Genomic DNA, 22,867 nt, shown 5'->3' with positions numbered 1-22,867 from the left:
CTATGCTCTTCCTTGTTTGACATTTACAGGGAATGACGTACGATATTTTATATTCAATTTGAATAGAAGAGAAAAAAATAAAGGAGAGTGGGAAAATGAAAACACTTAAGTTATTGCTTTTAGGTATTTCTATGTTTTTTACTGGCATTATTAGCTTTGCGATTCTTGTTGGTGCTGCAGTGGTGAGTCCTCTTACTATGGATAGTTCAAATTATTTTATAGATATTTGGAAATTACATGGAGTAACACCGATAGCTATTGTTTTTTTTCTTTTAGGAGTCTTTGGTCTAATAATTGCATTTATAGGATTTTTACAAAAAGTTAAATAAATAAAAGGCTGCTTCATATTTAAATTTTTAAATTATGAAGCAGCCTTTTTGTCATTTAGTCAGTTGTTATAGTTACAAATTAGCGTTTAATAAGCTCTAGTCCAAAATATCCGTTACGAGGTGCTCCTTGAGCAGAGCAAGCATTATATTCGTAAGTTTTTAATGGTGGGGTAGTATTTTGCCATACATAAGTAGTTTTATTGGTAAATTTGTATGTAGTACAGTCGTAATAATATACTATACGTCCTTTATATCCTTTAGGAACCTTTGCTGTATAGGTTTCACTTGAACCACGAGTATAAGAGCCACCAATACTAGCACCTATGGAAGCTTCTGCGGTCTTCTTACTAATACCACCGTTTAAGTTTAAAGAAGCATTGATTACTACCGATTTGTTGTATTCTTTTGAGATTTCAAAACCTTGATCTGCATAAGAAGTAACTGGCTTCTTCCATTTTCCACTTGATTTTTTAAGATTTATTACTTCATGTGTATGAGGAGTGAGGCTGAAATGATATAGCTGAGGAGCATCGTTATCTATTACATTGTCGGGTATAACATGACCATCATGAACATAACCCTCGATGTCTTCATCTTGATTATCATTTTGCGATTCGATATATTCACCATTAGTCGATGGCCCCATTGGAATAATAATAACTTCATTCCCAAACTCATCAGTAGAAGAAATACCATATTTATCAATAACTTCTTGGTTAATTTCATCATCGGCCGGAACAAAATCAGGAAGTTCATTATCTAGATAAGATACATTGGCAGCAAATACTGGAACAGCCATATATGAAACTATAAAAAATGATAAGATTGCACTAAAAATTTTTTTCACTTTAATACTCCTTTCTAAAATTAATTAAGTACATATAGAAGATAGTTATTTTCTAATAATTAATACGTATCTATTATTAATTTATAGTAGTATACCACGTGTATACAAAAAAAGCAATAGTTTTTTAATATTCTGAATTACAAGTTAAACTTAAATTCATTTTGCACAATATAGATTTTCATTTAAGCTACAAATTACTTGGAGTTTTTTGCACTATATTCTTCCAGTATTTTTCCTAAGATAATCACTTAAAAATTATTCCAACTTCCTAATCTACTTTCATGGATTTGCCTGAGCTAGGTATTCTTTAGCACAATCTAGAGAAAAAACCATTCAGACTATCGTTGAATCATATCTTCAATTAGTACATTGTGCAGTATTGCCAATAGCCTTTTTTATTTCAGTATATTTTATAAGTTGCCAAGAGATTTTATTTCCTAAGAAAAATAATTTACTTTTTCAGTTTATTATTCATTTGTAAATAAAATATCACTTTCATTCAAAACTACCGTAATCTAATTGTATACACAGAGACTATTAGGGTAAAAACCGTCACGCCCCTATTGGGCTCCGAGTATTCTCCATATGCAGCACTATACTAGCTACTTCTTAAGCAGTTATTTATTTGCTCTTTGGTGCTGACTCACCCATAAACAGGTCATAGTATTCTTTCAAGCTAATTTGATCCCCATGGTAATCTTCTTTTAATTGGATTTTATATATTCTTTTATTATTTTTCATTGTGGCTTACGGTATCTTCATAATATCATCTACAGCAAAAGTGTCTTTTTCCGTATTTATATTTTAAATTATCATGTCGATTAAGTATTATTAATGAGATTTTCTCTTTTAATTATCCTATTATTTCTGATATGTGTATTTGGGTGCAAATACTACATGATAATTACAGTGCCATTTTGTGTGTAATAAACTATTCTTGTTCTTTAAATTCTCCTTTTTAATTGTGCATATGGTTATCACAATTATATATTAAATAAGAATTTTGGCTTGAAGCTGAAGCTAATTTTTTCCACCTGCATAGCATATGGTTTATTATTTCGCTCACATTCATTCGTTCAAATCACTTAAATGGGCAGAGAAAAACCTTAAAGCCATAAAGCCTTAAGGTTTGTATTTACTAATATAGTTTAGCACCAGCTGGTATTCTATTTGATACTTCTACTACATTTAGTACTTCTTCGCCATTTTGATTGTGAACTGCTGATAGAAGCATACCTTGAGATTCTTCTCCCATCATTGCTCTTGGTGGTAGATTTACTATCGCTACCAAGTTTTTGCCTATAAGCTCTTCTGGAGTGTAGTATTTTTTGATTCCTGAAAGAATAGTTCTTGGACTATCACTTCCATCATCTAAGGTAAATTTAAGTAATTTCTTAGACTTTAGAACTTCTTCACAATTTTTCACTTTTACAACTCTAAAATCAGATTTACTAAAAGTATCAAAGTCCACATCTTCATAGAAATTTTCAACTTCAACACCTGTAAAGTCAATAATTTCATCACTTTTTTCTATATGTTTGTTAGTAGATGCTTTAGCCTCATTTGATCCTGAAGCTTCTAAGCCTATTGGCTTCATTGTTGGGAATAATAGCACATCACGGATAGAATGTTGACCTGTTAGAAGCATAATCACTCTATCAATACCAATTCCAAGACCGCCTGTTGGTGGAAGTCCTACTTCTAAGGCATTTACAAAATCATAGTCCATCATTTGAGCTTCGTCATCACCATTTTCACGTTTTGCTACTTGAGCTTCAAATCTTTCTCTTTGATCTGCTGCATCATTTAGCTCTGAGAAAGCATTTCCAACCTCTGATCCGTTGATAAAAGCTTCAAATCTATATGTTAAAGACTTATCATCTTTCTTTCTTTTTGCAAGTGGAGAGATCTCTACTGGATAGTCATAGATAAATGTTGGTTGGATTAGGGTATCTTCTACAAATTCTTCAAAGAATTCATTGATGATTTCTCCTCTTGTTTCCTTAACTTCTACACCTTTTTCCTTAGCAATAGCTACAGCATCTTCATAAGTAGTGATTTTGTTAAAATCAACTCCTGTTTCGTTTTTAATAGAATCAATCATCGTGACTCTTTTCCAAGGAGCTTTTAGTTCTATTTCATTTCCATCATATTCTATTACAGTGTTACCTAAAACATTAGTTGCAACTGTTTCTATCATGGATTCCACAATTTCCATCATATCTTCATAGTCAGCATAGGCTTGGTATAATTCCATTGCAGTGTATTCTGGGTTATGAGTTGCATCCATTCCTTCATTTCTGAACATTCTACCCATTTCATAAACTCTATCAAAACCACCTACAATTAATCTTTTTAGATATAATTCATTAGCGATTCTAAGATACATATCTATATCTAGAGTATTGTGGTGAGTTATAAATGGACGGGCTGTTGCTCCACCAGCAATAGTATTAAGAATTGGTGTTTCTACTTCTAAGAATCCTCTACTATCTAAAAATTTTCTAATTTCAGAAATGATTCTACTTCTTAAAACAAAGACTTCTTTTACTTCTGGGTTCACTATAAGATCTAGGTACCTTTGTCTATATCTTAAATCTGGATCCTTTAGGCCATGCCATTTTTCTGGTAGCATTTGTAAAGATTTAGTAAGAAGTTGTGGTATTTTTGTTTCGATTGATATCTCACCTTGTTTAGTTTTAAATACTTCTCCTTCAATACCAACTATATCACCAATATCATATTTTTTTACTTGTTTAAACTCATCACCGATAACATTTTTTCGATTTACTATTTGAATAGTTCCTGACTCATCTTGAATATCCATAAAGCTCATGTTACCATGGCCGCGTTTTGCTATTATACGTCCTGCTATTCTTATAGATTTACCTTCATAATTATCATATTTATCCTTAATAGTTGCCGCAGGTGTACGATCTTTAAAGTTTACTATTTCATGTGGATCTTTACCTTCTTGCTTAAGTTCTTCTAGTTTATCTCTTTTAATCTTAAGCATTTCATTTAAATCTTTATTGTTATCAGTCATTTTCTCTCCTTATTTGATGTTCTTAATAGTGAAATACATTTTTCCATTAGGTGTATTTACTTCTACTCTATCATCTTTCTTCTTACCTAAAAGAGCAGCTCCTACTGGTGATTCATTAGATATAAAGCCTTTTACTGGGTCACTTTCAGCAGTACCTACGATTTTATAGTCCAATGTTTCATCAAATTCTTCATCATACACTGTTACTGTATTGCCAACCCCAACTTCATCAGAATTTACATCAACTTCGATAGTCTTAGCATTTCTAATCATATCTTCAACTTTTGCTATACGGCTTTCAATTTCGCCTTGCTCATTTTTTGCTTCATCATAATCAGCATTTTCTGAAAGATCACCAAAACTTCTAGCAATTTTGATTTTTTCTGCTATTTCTGGTCTTCTTTTAGTTTTTAAATATTCTAATTCATCTTCTAATTTTTCTAAATACTCTTTTGATAATATTACTTCTTTACTTTCTGCCATTTTATCCCTCTAAATCATTTTTATATTCTTCAAGTAGAGAAAAAATCTCTTCTTTACTTTTTAATTTATTTACTTTCTCTCTTATATTACTTGCACCAGGAAGACCTTTTATATACCAACCAACGTGTTTTCTCATCTGATTAACTACTAGTTTTTCATTCTTATATTTAAGTGATAAATCATATTGCTCTCTTATCTGATCTATAATTTGATCCGATGTAACTTTGGTGTAAGATCCTTTTTCTAAGTAATCTTTAATGTATTTAAATAAAAATGGATTACCCATAGCACCCCTAGCAAGCATGACTCCATCAGCATTTGTTACTTTTATTATATTTATAAAATCTTCAACTGTAAAAACATCCCCATTAGCTATAACAGGAATTGATAAAGCTTCTTTTAGCTTTCTTATATCATCCCAATTAGCTTTACCTTGATAATGTTGATCACGAGTTCTACCATGGAGGATTACATAATCTATACCATTATCCTGACAAATTTTCCCAATCTCAATATAATTTTTATTTGAATCATCAACACCTGTTCTAAATTTTACATTAACTTTTTTATTAGTGGATTTAACTAAAAGTTTTGTAATTTTGTTTACAAGATCAGGTTCTTTCATCAAGGCCGATCCTTCTCCGTTTTTAAAAATTTTTGGAGCTGGACAACCCATATTAAAGCTAATCTCACTAACAGAATCAATAGGATTTATTTTTTCCTTTATAGCTTTCTCAATTTTTTCTAAGTCGCGACCAAAAATTTGTATATTTGCTTTCTTTTCTAAATCAGAAATATACATTATCTCTTCTGTTTGCTCATTATCAAATGCGAGTGCATTTACACTTACCATTTCGGTAAAAGTCTTATCTGCTCCATATTTCTCGCAGATAATTCTAAAAGCAACATCTGTAACACCCGCAAGAGGTGCTAGCATAAGTTCTTTATTCTTTAATTCTGTCATAGATTATTCTAAGTCCATCTAACATCAGATCTGGTTCAATGATATCAATATATTTTGATTCGTTAGAAATAAGCTCTGAAAATCCACCAGTTGCGATTACATTTATTTCTTCCACAACTCCATGTTTTTCATGAAGTTCCTTTTCAATCTGACTAATAAGACCATCTATCAGTCCTATATAGCCATATACTATACCAGCATTAATACTTTCTGGTGTGGTTTTTGCTATTGCCGTATCTGGTACTCTTAGCTCAATTTTGGGAAGCTGAGCTGTCATTCCAAAAAGACCTTCTTGTCCGATTTTGATACCTGGAGCTATTGATCCTCCTAAATACCTACCATCTGATGTTATTACATCAAAAGTGATAGCCGTACCCATATCAACAATTATGGCAGGACCACCATATTTATTATATACAGCAACAGCATCTACAATTCTATCAGCACCAACTTGGCTTGGAGTCCCATAATCTATAGTAATACCTGTATCTGTCTTATAGTCAATAATTATGGGCTCTTTACCAAATAACTTTCTGTTGCATGATTGCCATGAATACATTATATCTGGTACAACTGACGAGATTATAGTATCATCAATTTCATCAGTATCAACATTATGTATAGTAAACATATTAAAAAGGGTAGCTACCAATTCATCGCTAGTACGCTTTAAATTTGTAGCCACTCTATAACGGAACTCTAATTTTTTATCATTGAAAACACCTAAAACAGTGTTGGTATTTCCAATATCTACAACTAGTAGCATCATCTCTCCTTTTGGCTAAGTAACTAAATAAATTTAACTCTTATATAATACGATAAATTCTATCGAATTCAAGCTATTTATTTAGCTTATACCTTCTTATTAGAGTATTGATTTCTTCTGTGTCTTCAGCTTTTACTTTTGTCATTTCATTTGAAGTTTGTCTATCTTTTTTAACTTGTAAGACAAGATCATTACCTTCTTTATCGAATCCCCATTTTTTAAGCTCTTTATAATTATAAAAATTTGAATTAATTAAAATTCCATTTTCAGCTATATACAGTTTGCTTCTTTGAGCAAGCCCAAATACAATTGCAAGTACTACCATTATAATAGCCATTATTATAGAATCTTGGTTATTTTGTTTATATCCTGCCACAAAATTTACAATTCCTGTAGCGAGAAGTATGCCCATTAATAACCACTCTAAAGGACTTGATTTCTTGCTAAATCCCGCGATTTCTCCTGTCAGCTTCTTTTTATTTCTAAATGATTTATACAATCTATATATAAAAAATATTATAATAGCTGCATATAAAATCAAAATAAAGCTGTTCATATTATTTCCCATATTTCCTCCTTAAAAAATAAAATAGGCCTTTATTGACCTACTTATTATCACTTTCATAAACTGAACTTTTCAAAACTCCTATAAATGGTAAGTTTCTATACTTCTGACTATAGTCTAGACCAAAACCTACAACAAATTCATTAGGTATCTTAAATCCATACCAGTCTGGCTTAATTTCAGTCACTCTTCTTTCAGGCTTGTCTAGCAATGTTATTATTCTAACTTCTTTAGGATCTCTTTTTTCTAAATTTGATTTAAGTTTATTTAGTGTGTAACCTGTATCAATTATATCCTCTACTAATAATACATTTTTATCTTTAATATCAACGTCTAAATCCTTTAGAATTTTTACATTTCCAGTCGACTCAGTACCATCATAAGAAGAAACAGCCATGAATTCAAGATTACAATCAATTTTTACATGCTTAGCAAGCTCTGACATAAAAATTACAGATCCTTTTAAAATACCCACCATTATAAGTGTATCTTCATCTTTATAGTAGTCATTAATATATGATGCCAGTTTTCTTATTCTAAGATTAAGAGTATCTTCATCTATTAAAACTTTTTCAATTAGTTGGTTAATATCACTTATCATTTTCTACCTCAATTTTTAAAATATTATTTGTCGTTTTATCTAGTTTAAAATCATTGGATACCCTATGACCTACTATCCATATGATTTCATCATTAGATATAATTAATGGAATCTTATCACGTAAATTTCTATCTACTTTTTCATCAATGAAAAAGTCCTTTAACTTTTTATTATTATTCATACCATAGGGTTTAAATTTATCTCCATTTTTTCTATATCTTATTGTAAGTGGAAAATCAACTTTGTCATAATCAAAATAAGCCGTATATTTATCCGTTTTTGTGACCTTATCAACCAAAGTAACATTAAATATAAGTCCATTAAAATATGTTTTTTTATCAGGACTTAATAACTCTATAGTTTTATTTAAATTATTACTTTGATCTATATATAGATCATAAGTTTTATAATTTTTGATAAAAATCAAGCTATCTTTTACACTTTTCTTGCCATTGCCCAGACTAGTTATGCTTATAAATTGCTCAATATTTTCTTTAGAAATATCTTTTAAGTCACCTTTAAGTTTAAGAATAGCTCTCCTCAAAACTCTAGACTTTAGAGAATCTTCTAGAGCTTCAAAGCCATTTTTGTCAAAACTGATATTGTATTTTCCTACACTTTTTATAACATTATCACAGGCATTATCAACTCTAGATTCAATGATATCCAAATCTTTTTTCAAAAGCTCAGATAAATTATATAAATTATCCACAACTTGAGGATTAATATTTTCCATTTTAGGAATTATTTCATTCCTTATATAATTTCTTGTATAATCATTTTCCCCATTGGTCTTATCATAAGCATAACTTATATTATTTCGATCAAGATAATTTATAATATCTCTTTTTTCCATAAATAAAATAGGTCTTATAATGTTAGAAGATTTGTAATTCATGGCACAAAGGCCATCTATACCTGTGCCTCTAATCATCCTCATAATCATAGTTTCTGCTTGATCATTTTTATTATGAGCTATGGCAATTTTAGCTCCAGGATATTTTCTAGCTATTTCATTAAAAAAAGCATATCTAAGCCTTCTACCTGCATCTTCTGCTGAAATTTTATTTTTTCTTGCATATTCATCCATGCTAGCTATTTTTACTTGAAATTCTATATCAAGTTCTTTAGCAGTTGCTTTTACCAAATTTTCATCTTTACTAGCTTCTTTTCTATGCAAATGATTAAGATGTGCTAATATCAAGTTAAGATTATACTCAGCTTTTATTTCATTTAACATATAAGTTAAAAACTGACTATCTGGTCCTCCACTTGAGCCAATTATTATTGTATCATTCTTTTCTATTAAATTATAATTTTCAATGATTTCTTTAAATTTTTTAATCATTTGTATTTATTTTTTCTTTGTTGTTAGCTTTTATTTTTTCTATATTATCTTTTTCTTCATCATCTTTTTTGTCAGTAGCTTGCTTTGAACCCTTAACCATTCCAAGCCTTTCCTTAGCTATTTTTTCTTTAAATTTATCAGTATTTCTTATATCATAATCTTTTTTAAGGCTATTAATTTCTGCATTAGTAGCATCTAACTTTTTTTGAGTAGATACTATTTCTTTATTTATGCTATTTATTTCATTATTCATCGCAGCATTAGATACATAATAAGCTATCGAGCTAATGATTAGTAATGCTATTAGAGTAAATAAAAAGCTTATATTTTTCTTTTTACGTCTTTTACTATAAGAATTTGCTTTATTCATCTACAACCTCATACATTTCTGTTGCGGAAGATTTTTTTGCTCCTTCAATCAAATTAGTTACTTTAACCTTTAAGTTACTTTTCCCAAAGGCAATTTCAATTATATCACCCTCTTTTACAATACTACCTGCCTTTGCAATTGTTCCATTTAAAGTAACTCTTCCATTTTCACAAGCTTCTTTTGCCACTTGTCTTCTTTTAATTATTCTTGAATTTTTTAAAAATTTATCTATTCTCATAGGATGACTTTACTGTTAATGGCTCATTTTAGCTAGCTAAAATAAAAAAAGCCTAGGTTAAAACCTAGACTTTTGTAATTTTGAATTTAATTAGATAAGTTTTTCGTCGTCATCAACTTCTTTAACGTCGCCTTCTTCAACAACATCAAGTTTTTCTTTTCTAACTTCATCAGAAACTTTTTGATTTTCTGTTACATTTTCTTTATTGATTTCAACTTCCTCTGTAACTACAGCATCTTTATCAACTGTAACTCTTTCTTCGTGAATTGGAATTTTTATTTCTTGATCTGACTCATTAAATTTATATCCATCTTCAGCGGCATCACCGTCTACAGCGTGTCTTTCGATTGTTACTCTTTCTTTTTCAACAGGAACTTCAACTTCTTGAGTTTCAGTTACAACGTGTTTTTTAAGTCCAATTTCACCAGATTGTACTCTTTCTTTATTAACTCTTAGTCTTTCTTCATGAAGTCTAATTTTATCTTGTTTAGAAAGGTCATCTCTATCAAGTATATCTTTATCAATATAGTCTTTTCTTTGTTCATAAGCATTATCTACATATTCTGGATCTTCTAGATAGTTATCTCTTTCGATAGCTAATACATAGTTACCATTTTCAACAGCACCAAGAGCTTCATCAGATACTGATCTATCAAAACCAAAATCTCCAAAGTATGCTGGATCTAAATCTTCACCTGTGTAGTATGCATAGATACCATTGTATTCTGGATCTAATGTTTCTCTGTTTGCTCTATCAGAAATTCCATAATATCTAAGATTATCATTCTTAAACTCTTTAGCGGAAATCACTTCTAATTCGTCATCAGAAAAACCTTGTGCTCTTAATTGATCAATTCTTGCTAGTAATTCATCTTCTGTTCTAAATGTTTCAAAATTTGCCATTATATATATCTCCTTTATTTTTCTAGACTCATGTCTAACATGTTCTAGTAGGTATATACCCCCTAAATTTTTTTATTAAACATAAATCTCCAATTTTTTTTATCAGCTTTTAACATTTTAAATTTATTTATCAATATCATCGTAGCTGATCTTAGAATCATCCACTGTTACGATTTCCTTTTTAACTGGAATTCTAATTTTTTCCATCTCAATATACTTTTCACGACGTATAATAATTTCTTCTACTACTCTTCTTTCTTTTCTTACTTTAATACGTTCTTCGTGAAGAGGAATAACTACTGTTTCACCTTTTGATAATTTATCTAAATATTCTTTTTTAATATCATCCATATAAGCTATATCCTTTCCAACTTTTATTTATTTATACCCAAGTTTTAAAAAGTATAGTAATAATGGTGATAATATGAATAATATTTTACATATAGATTGTGATGCGTTTTATGCGTCTTGTGAGGAGATTAGAAACCCTAAATTAAAATCATTTCCAGTAGCAGTAGGTGGATTAAGTAATAAATCAATCATTACAACGGCTAACTATAAAGCTCGTGAATTTGGCTTACATTCCGCTATGCCTGTCTTTATGGCAAAAGAATTATGTCCTAATTTAATTCTAATAGCTGTAGATCATCCCTATTATAGAGAGAAATCCATGGAAGTTTTTGATATAATAAAAAAATATGCTAAAGATTTTGAGCAAGTATCTATTGATGAGGCTTATCTTTTGATAGATTCTCCCGATCCCAAAGATTTGGCCATAGAAATACAAAAAGAAGTATTACTAAAAACTAAAATTAACGTTTCAATTGGAATTTCTTATAATAAGTTTTTAGCAAAACTTGCAAGTGACTGGAATAAACCTCATGGTATTAAGGAAATCAGTAGAAAGGATATTCCAGAAATCTTATTAGATTTAAAAATATCAAAAGTTCATGGTCTAGGCTCTCATGGTGTAGATAAGCTTCATAATATAGGTATTTATACCATCGATGATCTTATGAAATTAAATGAAGAATTCTTAATAGATCTTTTTGGAAAGCACGGTTCATACATTTACAATGTAATACGAGGCGTGGATAATAGAGAAGTAAATCCTACTAGAGAAAGAAAATCGCTTGGCCGTGAAAGGACTTTTAAAGAAAATACTAATAACATTAATATATTAAATCAGTATTTAAAGGAAATATCAGAAAAAATAGAGAATGATTTGGCTAAGAAAGATTTACAGGGGAAAACTGTCAATATCAAACTTAAAAATTCTAACTTTAAAACTATAACTCGCGCAGTAACTTTACAAGAACCTATTTACAAAAAAGAAGATATCTATGAAATTTCCAAAGACTTACTTAAAGATGTATACAAAAAAGGAGAATATATTAGGCTAATAGGTATTTTTTTATCTAAATTATCCTCCAGAAATAGTAACCAACTTACATTTTTATGACTTTATAACAAAAAGGAACTATTGCAGAATGAATAAATCGTCCCAAAATCATTAGAAGAACCTATGCAAAAATTTTGCCTACACAATCCGTAGGCTATGTAAAAATTTCTTAAGAAACCCTTCTAATTATGGGACGATAATTATTCATAGTTTTGCAACAGCGCATTGTATTTATTCTATATCAAGACTTTCTTGGGTATCTTTGCCGTCTTCAACTGGATCAGAATTTTCTTCTGTTAAAGTTGATCTAATCTTCCCTTCAATTTCATTCATAATATCTTTATTTTCTTCTAGATACGTTTTTACATTTTCGCGTCCTTGACCAAGTTTATCTCCATTATATGAAAACCATGATCCTGCTTTTTCTACAATATCCATATCTACAGCTGTATCTAGTATGACACCAGATTTTGAAATTCCTGTTCCATACATTATATCAAACTCTACTACCTTAAATGGTGGAGCCACTTTGTTTTTAACAATCTTGACCCTAGTGCGAGAGCCTATAGAATTGTCTCCTTCAGTTATTGTTTTTATTCTTCTTATATCAAGTCTAACTGATGAATAAAACTTAAGAGCACGTCCACCTGTTGTGGTTTCTGGTGACCCAAACATTACGCCAACCTTTTCTCTTAATTGGTTAATAAATACTACTGTAGTGTTTGATTTTGAAATAACGCCTGTAAGTCTTCTTAGTGCTTGACTCATAAGTCTAGCCTGAAGACCAACATGACTATCCCCCATTTCTCCTTCAATCTCAGCACGAGGTACAAGAGCTGCTACTGAATCTATAATAATTAAGTCTACTGCTCCAGATCTAACTAGAGATTCCGCTATATCTAGTCCTTGTTCTCCTGTATCTGGTTGAGATAAAATTAGATTATCTATATCTACTCCCAAATTTCTAGCATACTCTGCATCCATGGCATGCTCTGCATCTATAAATGCGCACATATTGCCTTCTTTTTGATCTTCTGCGATCATGTGAAGAGCAAGGGTTGTTTTACCAGAAGATTCTGGGCCAAATACTTCTATAACCCTACCTCTAGGAATGCCGCCGATTCCAAGAGCTATATCTAAATTTATAGCACCTGTTGGTATAGCAGAAACTGATACTCTTGGAGCTTCACCCATTTTCATTATAGAGCCTTTGCCGTATTTTTTTTCAATATTCTTAAAGGCTTGGTCTAAAGCCTTTTGTTTATTATTATCCATTTATTTTCTCCTATATATTTTATATAAACTATAGTCCCTTATTAGTTTTATTATATCATTTCTCTACTTTTATTAAAGTAAGATATAAGTCTGATATAAGGCAAAACTTTTAATTTTGCTTGTAATTTTTTTAACTAGTAGTTATTAACTTCTCGAACAAATGGCTTTGATTTTTCTTATAAATGACTCCTTAGCCATTCATAATTATTGTTTTATTTAGTTAGCTATTAGTATAAGATATTTCATAAAATAAATCGCCCTAAATCGTTGGAGCTTGTATACTTATCTCCAATGATAAGGCGATTATTTATTAGTTACACTAAGATTTTTGCTTAGAGATTTATCTTTCTTTGACACACACTTGCTGTATACTTATCATGAGTTACAACTAATACAGTTTTTCCAGATTTATTTAAGTCTTTTAAGACATCCATTACATATTCCTTATTTTTTTCATCCAAGGAACCCGTTGGTTCATCTGCTAGTATCAAGCTAGATGGTTTTAAGATCGCTCTAGCTAAAGCAACTCTTTGCTGCTCTCCTCCAGACAAACTTGCTACTATTTTATCTATATGATCCTTCATATTTACTTTTTCAAGTGCTTCAAGAATCATATTTTCCTCTTCATCTTTTGATTTGTTGACATATTTAAGAGCAAGCTTTAAGTTATCTCTCACCGACTCATCTTCTATAAGAGCAAATGACTGAAATATGTATGAGATTTCTTCTCTGATTAGTTTTGAGCTCTTCGAACTATTTACTCTTACATTTTTATTATCTTTAAAATAATAATCTCCGTCATAATCACCTTCTATAAGGCCAATTATATTAAGAAGAGTAGATTTTCCAGAACCTGATTTACCAAGTATAGCTACCATCTCGCCTTCTTTGATGTCTAAATTTATATTATCTAAGATCATATGATCATCAAATGATTTGGATAAATTTTTTATTTTTATCATTTTATACTCCTTTAAGCTTAGCCACAAGATTTTTGTTATCCTTAACCTTTATAAAAGTTATAATTAGAAGAATATCTATAAGGATAAAAATAGAGAAAATAGCTAAGATAAGTCGATTTTTAGTTAAAATACTTAATACTATAAGAGCGGCAAGATCTAATATACCTATCAATATAAAAAGAATCCTAAACCTATCTATTAACCTATGACCTAAAATTTTAGTCACATTAAGATATCTATTCTCTGTTAGGAAATATCCTTGTATGATAAAGAAAGATACAAATATGGATAGGATTATCAGACTTATCAGCGCAATGGATACTTTAATTATAAGAGATTTATATTCATCTAACCTATCTTTAAAAATAGATGATATAGGAGAAAACTTCATATAATATTCTCCATTATATTTTTTATAAATCTTATCAATTATTTCTCTATTTTTCTTAGTATTTTCTATCTTTATAGGATTGTTAATGCCCGTATTAGATAATGCTTGCATCTCACCTAAATTCATATTCATATCATCTACGAGGCTTATAATAGGATTTTTAACCAAAGGCTTATCCTCGTCATATGTGATAGCTTCAATATCTTTATCATAATAATATATATCAATATCAATATCTTTTAATTTATCTTCTTCTATTTCTTTAATATTATTAGTTTGATAAAAGTAATAAGCAAACATTTCCTCTATGTTGACATCTTTCATGGTTGATGGAACATATAGTACATTTTCACCAATGTTAGGATTAAAACCAAGTTTTTTAATATAATTATCATTTACATTTAAAACATCAAAGCTTTTGCCTTTTTCATAACTATTATTACTCCAATAAGGTTCGAATTTTCGATAATCAATATAACATACATCATCAATATTTTTTACCATATTTTTATAGGCATCATATGGTATTTTGGAATATTCTTTACTTTTCATAAACAATCGTTCGTTTGATTCGTTTATGTATTCTCCTGTTAAGTAGTTAGGACTTTTCCTAGTATAAAAATCCGCTTTTTTTAAACTATCGAAAGTAAAATCAAAACTCATTGATAGCATATATAATGATCCCACAACAAAAATTGATACTATTATTTTAAGAGCAAAATTTATAAAATGTACCCACTTCATAGATACGAAACCCTTGATCATATTACTTATTGTAATATGATTAATTACTTTATTTAATAAAAGTCCTATTATCATATATACTAAAAGTATAGATAGCTGCATAATAATAAGGCTTGTGTAAAAATTATCTGGTATATAGGAATTTATAATGTATATTCCAATATCTATTATAATACTTGTTATAACAATAGTGAGAATACTCCCTAACATATAAGATTTTAGAATATCTATTTCTTTTGTTCCTAATAATTTTTGAATTCCAATTTTATCCATATTTACTAGCGGAGAATATACCGACACCAATAACAAAGCTAATAAAAATACTAAAATTGCAACAATCGAAAATATAGATGTATTATTTATATAAGAATAGCTACTTCCCTGACTTTTTTTGGTCAATTCTTCTGGACTTGTTGATAGAAAATCTGATAATTCTTTAACTAATGAACCTCTATCATAAGGCTCATTTGATATAATAGTATATTCTCCATTTATAGAATCTCCTGTTTCCCTATAGTAGTTATTCATATCCGTTATAATAAGAGAGCCTATATTCATAAATACAGGGAGATTTTGGGGAAGATCACCTTTATTAAAGTCACCTCCAAAGCTCTCATATGGAAAAGTCTCTTCATTTATCATTAATAATTTATAATAGTCATTATTATTACTTGCGGTTTTTACAAAAGAAACCTTATACTTATCCGACAATTCACTCAATTCATTTAATAATTTATCAGTTTCTAATGTCTCTTCTTTTAAATATATACAATCCTGACTTATTTCTTTTTCTAAATGTCTTAACCTTTGGTATTCATTTACTATGTATATATTTATACATAATATACTCATGCATACTATTATTAAAAATACAATTAACTTATTAATCTTTTTCATACTTACCACCTAAAAATATTAGGATTCTGCGATCACAGAACCCTAATATACTTAAATCAATCAAAACCATAATAATATGCTAATCCAGTTGGTGGTATTTTAAAGTATCTTGCCTTTGACCATTCTCCTGCTTTTCCAGAACCTCTAGCACTATTATTTTTTTAGGATTAACGACGGTTGAATGATGTAAATAAGAGGAATTGAAATAGTTTGAATATCCAAATCCTCTTTTACTTGCACCATATTCCCATAATCCATTAGATGCATATTCTTCCACAGCAAGTGCAAGAGTGTTTGCAAATAGCATGAACATAATATACTTAGAACTGGGATCTTTCTCGCTTTCTTCATTTAATACTTCTTCTAATACTTCTTCCAAAATTCATTTACTTATTTAAAGCAAGTTCCGTTTACAATTTTTTTATACTAACATAGAATAATTTCATTTGCAAACTTTTTCCAGTATATATAAAAAAACTGACCTCCTTAAGTTAGCTTTTAGGTCTAACTTTTTGGGGTCAGTTCAAATTTTAAGAGGTCAGTTTAAATGCGTAGTTTTTATATATTTTCTAAGTCTAAAACTTTTTTATTTTTAATTATATAATCAGCACCTGATATAATCGTTAGTATTACTGCTAAATAAAATACATATATACCAAGATTATTTAAAGTATTGTTATTAAATAAAAGCATCACTAAAGCTAGCATTTGACTTGTAGTCTTTGCTTTGCCCCATTTACTAGCTGCAATAACTATACCTTGGTCTGCTGCAATAGTCCTAAAGGCTGTTATAGCTAGCTCACGGGATAAGATAATTATTACAGCCCAAGCTGGCAAAATATTACCGCCTACTAGGACAATAAAAGCTGCCATAGTTAAAAGTTTATCTGCCAAAGGATCTACAAACTTCCCAAAAGTAGTTACTAGATTTCTACTACGCGCTAGATGTCCATCAAGGGCATCTGTTAATGATGCTAATATAAATATTATCGCTGCTAAATTATTGCTTCTTCCATATATATAATACAAAATAATAAAAACAGGTATCAATACTAACCTTAATGTTGTGACTTTGTTAGCTATGTTCATCTTACTCTCCTTCTAAATAAGTTCTATCGACTAATACTTTGCGTGGTTTGCTACCTTCATAGGGGCCTACTATTCCCTTAGATTCCAATTGGTCTATAATCCTTCCTGCTCTAGCGTATCCTACTCTTAATTTTCTTTGAAGTAGAGAAACTGATGCTGTATTTTCTTCTATTATTATCTGAGTTGCCTGGTCTAATAATTCATCCTCATCATCTACCTCTTTTACTTGAGAATTTTCCTCAACAGTTTCTATAGCGCTTTGATCGTAATCAACCTTAGTTTCTTGTTTTATATAATCAACTACACTTAAAACTTCCTTATCAGATACAAAAGCTCCTTGTATCCTGAGTGGTTTCATAGAATCACTAGGAGCATAAAGCATATCTCCTTTTCCAAGTAATTTCTCTGCCCCTGCAGTATCAAGTATTGTCCTTGAATCTGTCTGACTAGTTACAGCGAAAGATATCCTAGATGGGATATTTGCTTTTATAGTACCTGTAATAACATCTACAGTAGGTCTTTGAGTTGCAATAACAAGGTGAATGCCACAAGCTCTTGATTTTTGGGCAAGACGCATTATATAATCTTCCACTTCACTAGCAGCTGTCATCATAAGATCTGCAAGTTCGTCAATTATTACCACTATGTAGGGAAGATTTTCCATAGATTCATCAGTTTGGGCTGCTTTTTTATATCCTTCTATATCTCTTACGTGGTACTTTTGAAAAGCTTTATATCTTTTTTCCATTTCAGAAATAGCCCAAAATAAAGAAGAACTTGCTTTTTTAGGGTCAGTTATAACAGGCATTATCAAATGTGGTATGCCATTATATACTGATAGCTCCACAACTTTTGGATCAATCATCAAAAGTTTTACATCATCTGGAGAATGCTTATATAAAATACTCATTATAATGGTATTGATACAAACTGACTTACCAGATCCAGTAGCCCCAGAAACAAGTAAGTGAGGCATTTTTTCAATTCCTGATACAACTGGATCTCCTGCAATAGATTTTCCCATAGCAAACGGAATCTTGCTTTTTGAATTAGCAAAGTTTTTTGTAGAAATTATTTCCTTAAATCCCACAATCTCTTTACTATCGTTAGGAACTTCAATTCCTACGTGACTTTTACCTGGTATAGGAGCTAGAATCCTTATACCACTTGTAGCAAGTGATAAGGCTAAATCATCAGATAGGTTTAATATCTTACTAACCTTTACCCCTCTTTGTGGTTTTAATTCATAACAAGTAACGGTTGGGCCAACATCTATTTGAACTACCTTTGCTTCTATTCCAAAACTATCTAAAGTTTCCTCAATTGATACAGCCTTTTCTTTTATTTCGCCTTCGTCAATTGCTCCTGACTCAGATCTATCTTCTAAAAGATCTATAGACGGATAATTGTAATTGTCAAAATCTTTTTTTATATTTTCATTTAAATCTTTCATTTCAATTTGTTTTGACTTATATGATCTTACTTCTACTTCATCTTCCTTAGCAAAATCATAGGCTCTTATAGGTTTTCTTGAAGCTGATTCTTTAATTGCCTGATCTTTAATATCCTTTTTTATAGATTCTTTTTCTACAATTGGGCTTTCCTTATTAGTCTTTTCAGCAGTTTTACTTACAGGCTTTTGTTCAATCTTTTCCAATTTTTCTTCATTTTTAACTATTTTTTTTTCGTTTCTTTTATCATTTATGCTAGAAAATAAGTCTATTAGTTTATTTTTTATTAAAATCAAAAAATTTCTAACTTTTTGCAAAAATTCTCTATAAGTTAATGGACTAATTCCAACTACAAATAAAAATATTGATATCACAAATAAAATATTTAAGCCTAAGCTACCTATAAAGCTAATTATGTAATAGGATAAAAAGCCTCCTACTAATCCACCACTTGTAGCCGATCTTTGTACACTATTTTCTATAGTCCAATCCAAATCATTTCTATAGAAATTTTTTGACATAAAGGCCAAACTCACTAGAAATAACAAATATAAAAGTAGAAAATCTTTTATATTTTCCTTATACTTATCTCTATAAGCAAAAAAGAAACTAATAAATATTATAATCGGTAATGCCATTCCAAGCTTTCCAAATGTATTTTCAAAGCTTTTTGTAATAACATTGCCTAATTTACCAGTATTGGATGATATTATAAAAATAAACATAAAAATTGATAATACCATCATTACTACAGAAAAAATATTAGGATTAAAATTCCATTCTCTTTTTTTATTTTTAAACTTTTTATTTTTATAAGCTTTGCTCGTAGATTTTTTTCTAATTCTATCATCGTTTTTACTATTTACCATATTTACCTCACTATAAATTATATATGATATGGGTAAAAAAATAAACCTTGAAAATTAGGCTAAAAGACAACTACATAGTATAATTGCCTTTATTTTAGTTATTGAGAATCAGTATCTATACTTTTTGTTTTAGATGTAATAGTTATAATTATAAAAGCTATGGAAAAGCCTATTAAAATAATAGTATTTGTATTTATTAGTGAAAAATTATCTTGAGTCATTATATAATTAATATTTTTCACGTAATAAAAAGAAGGAAATACCTTTCCAAGTTTTATTGCAAACTTACCAAGTAATTCTTGAGGAACAAATATTCCTGTTAAGAATGATGATCCTAAGGAGAAGACATTCATAATACCAGTGACCGTATTTTGTTTTTTTGCAAGCTTTGAAATCATTACAGCAAAACTTCCTATAGTTGCAGTAAATAAAAGTGCATTTACCATCATTTGAATAGTTTGTTTTGAAAAATGTATATCTTTAAAAAATAAGCAATAAAATATCATGTATATTAACCATACTATTAGGCCTGATACAATATGTCCTAAGATTAATTGTAAGTTTTGACTTGATTTTTTTATCGGAGAGATAAAATTTCTCTTACTAATTGCTTGCTTATTGTAAGTAAGACTAATAGTTCCAACTATCATTATAATTTGACTCATAATAACATAGCCAAGCATTTTAAAAAAGTAAGGCACATTTTCCTTTTGATTTTTCACTGGTGATTTAACACTAACTTTTATATTTTTACTAAAATTCTTTTTAGATTTTGCAATAGCTTGACTAGTTGAAAAACCCGATTTTTCAAATGTTCCTATTTGATTTAAAAATGAATTAATTTCATTTTTAGCAAAAATCGTATAAGAATCATCATAAACTTCTTTAAAATCAACCGTTCGTGTTTTCTCAAAGTCTTCTGGTATACTTATTGCACAAACTATATCTTCATAAAAAAGCTTATCATCAATCTTATCTTCTTCTACGTCTACCAATACATGACTCTTATCTATAAAATCTATAAGAGCTTTTGAGACATCTGTATCAGATTTATCATTAATATATATAGGTAGCTTTAAACTAGTGTACTTATCAATAGGATCCCCAGATTTTGCAAATATAAATATTAATACTAAAAATATTATTGAATAGATCGATAAAGACTTTATATGACTCTTTAATATTTTAAAATAATTTTTAAATACTATCATATTGCTTACCTCTTGTAAATATATATGTTAGGATCATAAATAGCAGAGTAACACCAAAAAGACAACTGATATCGTTATGGTACCTATCAAGTGAATCATAGTAATATAAGGAGTAAATTCCATCACTTATCAATGCTACAGGATTTAATTTATTTATGATAGGAATTTTTTCTGCAATAAATGTTTTTACATAGGAAACCATCATCCCAGCTAAAAATGACATAAGTAAAGACAAGCCTAGACCTATTCCAGCTTTTACTTCAATATTTGCTTTATTACTAGATCCTATGAGCATACCAAAAGATACTCCCGCAAAAGCGCCTATAATTATAATCAAGAATAATTGAGGAGTTTTTTGAGAAAAATCTACTCCTAATATCTTGTTGAATATTAACATCGTAAATAAAGCTATAATAAGATTAAGAATGAATCCCACACACAAAGAAGCTAATAGACTCACTTTTTTATTTACTGGAGAAATTGCATTTCTTTTTGCAATTGTAGATAAATTTGCCTCATATTGGTGTATTATCTCAAGTCCCCAAGAATAACCATATATGAGCTGAAAACCTATTAGTGCAAAGAAAAAAGTCATAACTGGATCAAAGTCCTTGTTAAATTTTTTGACATTTATATGATCTTTATCTTCTATAAGGACTGTAAAGTCTGCACTTGGATTTTTTTGTATAATATCTTTAACCATAGACTCATTCGTATTAAAATATTTTAATAAGCTTACTAAGATACTTTCAAAAATACCATTCCTTTTAACAACTACCTTATCTTTTTGATCAATATAAGCTGTTATATCTTCTTTATCTAAAACTTTCTCACTAGTAGAAGGATTTATTTCCAAAAAATCCTCATCGACCATCTTATCTATAAAGTCTTTAAAATTATCATCATTTAATAAATCTTCATTTATAGCTACCTTGATTGGATTAAAATCGTTGGAGCCAACAATATTTCCAAGACCTAATTTAAAGAATACTCCTAAAATTAAGGGAAATATCAAAGCCCAAAACAATAAAGATTTTTGTCGTAAAAATACTTTGAAAGTCTTTTTAAATTCGTGCAAAAACATACTAATCCCTCAATCCTTTGCCTGTAAGCGATAAGAATACATCATTCAAAGACGGAGATTGGCTTGTTAGGCTATCATAATTTATTGAATTCTCATTTAGTATATTTATAAGTTTGATTAAATTATCTTTACCATTGGCAAAACTTAGATGATAAGTATCATTTCTAAAATCCATTTCTAAAAGCGAATCAATTGATTTTATTTTTTCAATTATTTCATTATCTAAGTTTTCACTCCTAAATGATATTTTTTCCTTTGTATCTATCATAGCTTTCAAGCTATCAGAACTACCTTCTGCAATGACTTTTCCTCTATCTATAATAACTATATAATCGCATAGCTCTTCCACTTCATCCATATAATGGGATGTGTATATAATTGTGGCACCATTTTTATTTAGTTTCTTTATGCCTTCCAAAATATTATTCCTAGATTGAGGATCTACAGCTACTGTTGGCTCATCAAATATTATTATATCTGGATCATGAGCTATTCCACAAGCTATATTAAGTCTTCTTAAAAGTCCACCAGATAATTCTTTCGGCTTAAATTTCAAAAATTCGTTAAGTCCAACTAAGTCTATAGTCTCTTCAATAAGTTGCTTTCTTTTGTTCTTATCCTTTATGTATAGTCCACAAAAATAGTCAATATTTTCATATACGTTTAGCTCCTCATAGACACCGACATCTTGAAAGACTACTCCAATTTTTTTCTTTATATCGTATGATTCTGGAGTCATTTCTTTTCCGTATATCTTTATGCTACCACTATCTTTTTTAATTAATGCTAACAAACAATTAATAGTTGTGGACTTTCCCGATCCATTAGGACCTAACAATCCTAATATGCTACCTTTTTTTACATCTAGGTCTAAATTATCAACAGCTTTTATTTTCTTATATGTTTTTACTAATCCTCTAATTTCAATTACATTTTCCATAGGATCCTCCTACGAAAATTATATCATTAATTTTATATAAAATATATATATTATATAAATTTTACAATTTATGATCTCATTAAAATAAAAAG

The 22,867-nt window shown here is 29.4% G+C and carries 23 protein-coding genes and 1 pseudogene; 2 read left to right on the top strand and 22 right to left on the bottom strand.

Going from position 1 to position 22,867, the window contains the following annotated elements:
- Nucleotides 1–95 precede the first annotated feature (95 nt).
- Nucleotides 96–329 carry a hypothetical protein gene (locus tag ABXG81_RS03075; RefSeq protein ID WP_117520731.1) on the top strand — a complete coding sequence of 78 codons (234 nt, stop codon included), beginning with the start codon at nucleotides 96–98 and terminating at the stop codon, nucleotides 327–329.
- Nucleotides 330–408: 79 nt separating this feature from the next.
- Here the strand turns inward: ABXG81_RS03075 and ABXG81_RS03070 are convergent, their stop codons facing one another.
- The 13 genes and pseudogenes from ABXG81_RS03070 to ABXG81_RS03010 form a co-directional block, all read right to left on the bottom strand.
- Nucleotides 409–1,176 (bottom strand): hypothetical protein, encoded by a 768-nt coding sequence (locus tag ABXG81_RS03070; RefSeq protein WP_117520729.1) that lies wholly within the window; start codon nucleotides 1,174–1,176, stop codon nucleotides 409–411.
- A 621-nt stretch (nucleotides 1,177–1,797) separates the two neighbouring features.
- Nucleotides 1,798–2,139, bottom strand: a pseudogene (locus ABXG81_RS03065) (transposase).
- Between the two features lie 175 nt (nucleotides 2,140–2,314).
- Nucleotides 2,315–4,222: a lysine--tRNA ligase gene (lysS, locus tag ABXG81_RS03060; protein ID WP_353529089.1), complete on the bottom strand. Its 1,908-nt coding sequence runs from the start codon at nucleotides 4,220–4,222 to the stop codon at nucleotides 2,315–2,317.
- Nucleotides 4,223–4,231: 9 nt separating this feature from the next.
- Nucleotides 4,232–4,705 carry a transcription elongation factor GreA gene (gene greA, locus ABXG81_RS03055; protein WP_117520725.1) on the bottom strand — a complete coding sequence of 158 codons (474 nt, stop codon included), beginning with the start codon at nucleotides 4,703–4,705 and terminating at the stop codon, nucleotides 4,232–4,234.
- Between the two features lies 1 nt (nucleotide 4,706).
- Nucleotides 4,707–5,669, bottom strand: a complete 963-nt coding sequence (dusB, locus tag ABXG81_RS03050; RefSeq protein ID WP_316122325.1) for a tRNA dihydrouridine synthase DusB — start codon at nucleotides 5,667–5,669, stop codon at nucleotides 4,707–4,709.
- Entirely contained in the window at nucleotides 5,650–6,435 is a 786-nt protein-coding gene (locus tag ABXG81_RS03045; RefSeq protein WP_117520721.1) for a type III pantothenate kinase, read from the bottom strand. Before ABXG81_RS03045 ends, dusB begins: the two co-directional genes overlap by 20 nt.
- A gap of 73 nt (nucleotides 6,436–6,508) precedes the next feature.
- Complete coding sequence (locus tag ABXG81_RS03040) at nucleotides 6,509–7,003, bottom strand: DUF986 family protein (protein ID WP_288223081.1); 495 nt, start codon at nucleotides 7,001–7,003, stop codon at nucleotides 6,509–6,511.
- Nucleotides 7,004–7,040: 37 nt separating this feature from the next.
- Nucleotides 7,041–7,601: a hypoxanthine phosphoribosyltransferase gene (gene hpt / locus ABXG81_RS03035; protein ID WP_209814602.1), complete on the bottom strand. Its 561-nt coding sequence runs from the start codon at nucleotides 7,599–7,601 to the stop codon at nucleotides 7,041–7,043.
- Nucleotides 7,591–8,949 (bottom strand): tRNA lysidine(34) synthetase TilS, encoded by a 1,359-nt coding sequence (tilS, locus tag ABXG81_RS03030; protein ID WP_353529088.1) that lies wholly within the window; start codon nucleotides 8,947–8,949, stop codon nucleotides 7,591–7,593. Before tilS ends, hpt begins: the two co-directional genes overlap by 11 nt.
- Nucleotides 8,942–9,319: a septum formation initiator family protein gene (locus ABXG81_RS03025; protein WP_117520713.1), complete on the bottom strand. Its 378-nt coding sequence runs from the start codon at nucleotides 9,317–9,319 to the stop codon at nucleotides 8,942–8,944. Before ABXG81_RS03025 ends, tilS begins: the two co-directional genes overlap by 8 nt.
- Nucleotides 9,312–9,557 (bottom strand): RNA-binding S4 domain-containing protein, encoded by a 246-nt coding sequence (locus ABXG81_RS03020; RefSeq protein ID WP_117520711.1) that lies wholly within the window; start codon nucleotides 9,555–9,557, stop codon nucleotides 9,312–9,314. Before ABXG81_RS03020 ends, ABXG81_RS03025 begins: the two co-directional genes overlap by 8 nt.
- Nucleotides 9,558–9,647: 90 nt before the next feature.
- Nucleotides 9,648–10,460, bottom strand: a complete 813-nt coding sequence (locus tag ABXG81_RS03015; protein ID WP_117520709.1) for a YsnF/AvaK domain-containing protein — start codon at nucleotides 10,458–10,460, stop codon at nucleotides 9,648–9,650.
- Nucleotides 10,461–10,583: 123 nt separating this feature from the next.
- Nucleotides 10,584–10,811, bottom strand: a complete 228-nt coding sequence (locus ABXG81_RS03010; protein WP_353529087.1) for a DUF2382 domain-containing protein — start codon at nucleotides 10,809–10,811, stop codon at nucleotides 10,584–10,586.
- Between the two features lie 73 nt (nucleotides 10,812–10,884).
- Between ABXG81_RS03010 and ABXG81_RS03005 the strand changes: the two genes are divergently transcribed.
- Nucleotides 10,885–11,922 (top strand): DNA polymerase IV, encoded by a 1,038-nt coding sequence (locus ABXG81_RS03005; protein WP_209814606.1) that lies wholly within the window; start codon nucleotides 10,885–10,887, stop codon nucleotides 11,920–11,922.
- Nucleotides 11,923–12,093: 171 nt separating this feature from the next.
- Here ABXG81_RS03005 and recA read toward each other — a convergent pair whose 3' ends face one another.
- From recA to ABXG81_RS02960, 9 genes are all read right to left on the bottom strand, one after another.
- Nucleotides 12,094–13,137: a recombinase RecA gene (gene recA, locus ABXG81_RS03000; RefSeq protein WP_316112127.1), complete on the bottom strand. Its 1,044-nt coding sequence runs from the start codon at nucleotides 13,135–13,137 to the stop codon at nucleotides 12,094–12,096.
- Between the two features lie 332 nt (nucleotides 13,138–13,469).
- Complete coding sequence (locus ABXG81_RS02995; protein WP_353529086.1) at nucleotides 13,470–14,099, bottom strand: putative bacteriocin export ABC transporter; 630 nt, start codon at nucleotides 14,097–14,099, stop codon at nucleotides 13,470–13,472.
- A 1-nt stretch (nucleotide 14,100) separates the two neighbouring features.
- Entirely contained in the window at nucleotides 14,101–16,131 is a 2,031-nt protein-coding gene (locus ABXG81_RS02990; RefSeq protein ID WP_353529085.1) for a hypothetical protein, read from the bottom strand.
- Nucleotides 16,132–16,210: 79 nt separating this feature from the next.
- The gene (locus ABXG81_RS02985) at nucleotides 16,211–16,510 is read right to left on the bottom strand and encodes a lactococcin 972 family bacteriocin (protein WP_117520697.1); all 300 of its coding nucleotides are present in this window, start codon (nucleotides 16,508–16,510) and stop codon (nucleotides 16,211–16,213) included.
- Nucleotides 16,511–16,689: 179 nt separating this feature from the next.
- Nucleotides 16,690–17,220, bottom strand: coding sequence for a CDP-diacylglycerol--glycerol-3-phosphate 3-phosphatidyltransferase (gene pgsA, locus ABXG81_RS02980; protein WP_209814609.1), 531 nt, complete (start codon nucleotides 17,218–17,220; stop codon nucleotides 16,690–16,692).
- Between the two features lies 1 nt (nucleotide 17,221).
- Complete coding sequence (locus ABXG81_RS02975) at nucleotides 17,222–19,540, bottom strand: DNA translocase FtsK (RefSeq protein ID WP_353529084.1); 2,319 nt, start codon at nucleotides 19,538–19,540, stop codon at nucleotides 17,222–17,224.
- Between the two features lie 98 nt (nucleotides 19,541–19,638).
- A complete protein-coding gene (locus tag ABXG81_RS02970; RefSeq protein ID WP_353529083.1) occupies nucleotides 19,639–20,751 on the bottom strand; it encodes an ABC transporter permease in 1,113 nt (370 codons plus the stop codon).
- Complete coding sequence (locus ABXG81_RS02965) at nucleotides 20,738–21,835, bottom strand: ABC transporter permease (protein WP_117520689.1); 1,098 nt, start codon at nucleotides 21,833–21,835, stop codon at nucleotides 20,738–20,740. Before ABXG81_RS02965 ends, ABXG81_RS02970 begins: the two co-directional genes overlap by 14 nt.
- A gap of 1 nt (nucleotide 21,836) precedes the next feature.
- On the bottom strand, nucleotides 21,837–22,775 hold the full coding sequence (locus ABXG81_RS02960; RefSeq protein ID WP_353529082.1) for an ABC transporter ATP-binding protein: 939 nt from the start codon (nucleotides 22,773–22,775) through the stop codon (nucleotides 21,837–21,839).
- Nucleotides 22,776–22,867: the final 92 nt, after the last annotated feature.

Origin of the sequence: Anaerococcus nagyae (genome assembly GCF_040364225.1) — a bacterium.
Lineage (GTDB): Bacteria > Bacillota > Clostridia > Tissierellales > Peptoniphilaceae > Anaerococcus > Anaerococcus nagyae.
This window is presented reverse-complemented; position numbering and strand designations above follow the sequence as displayed.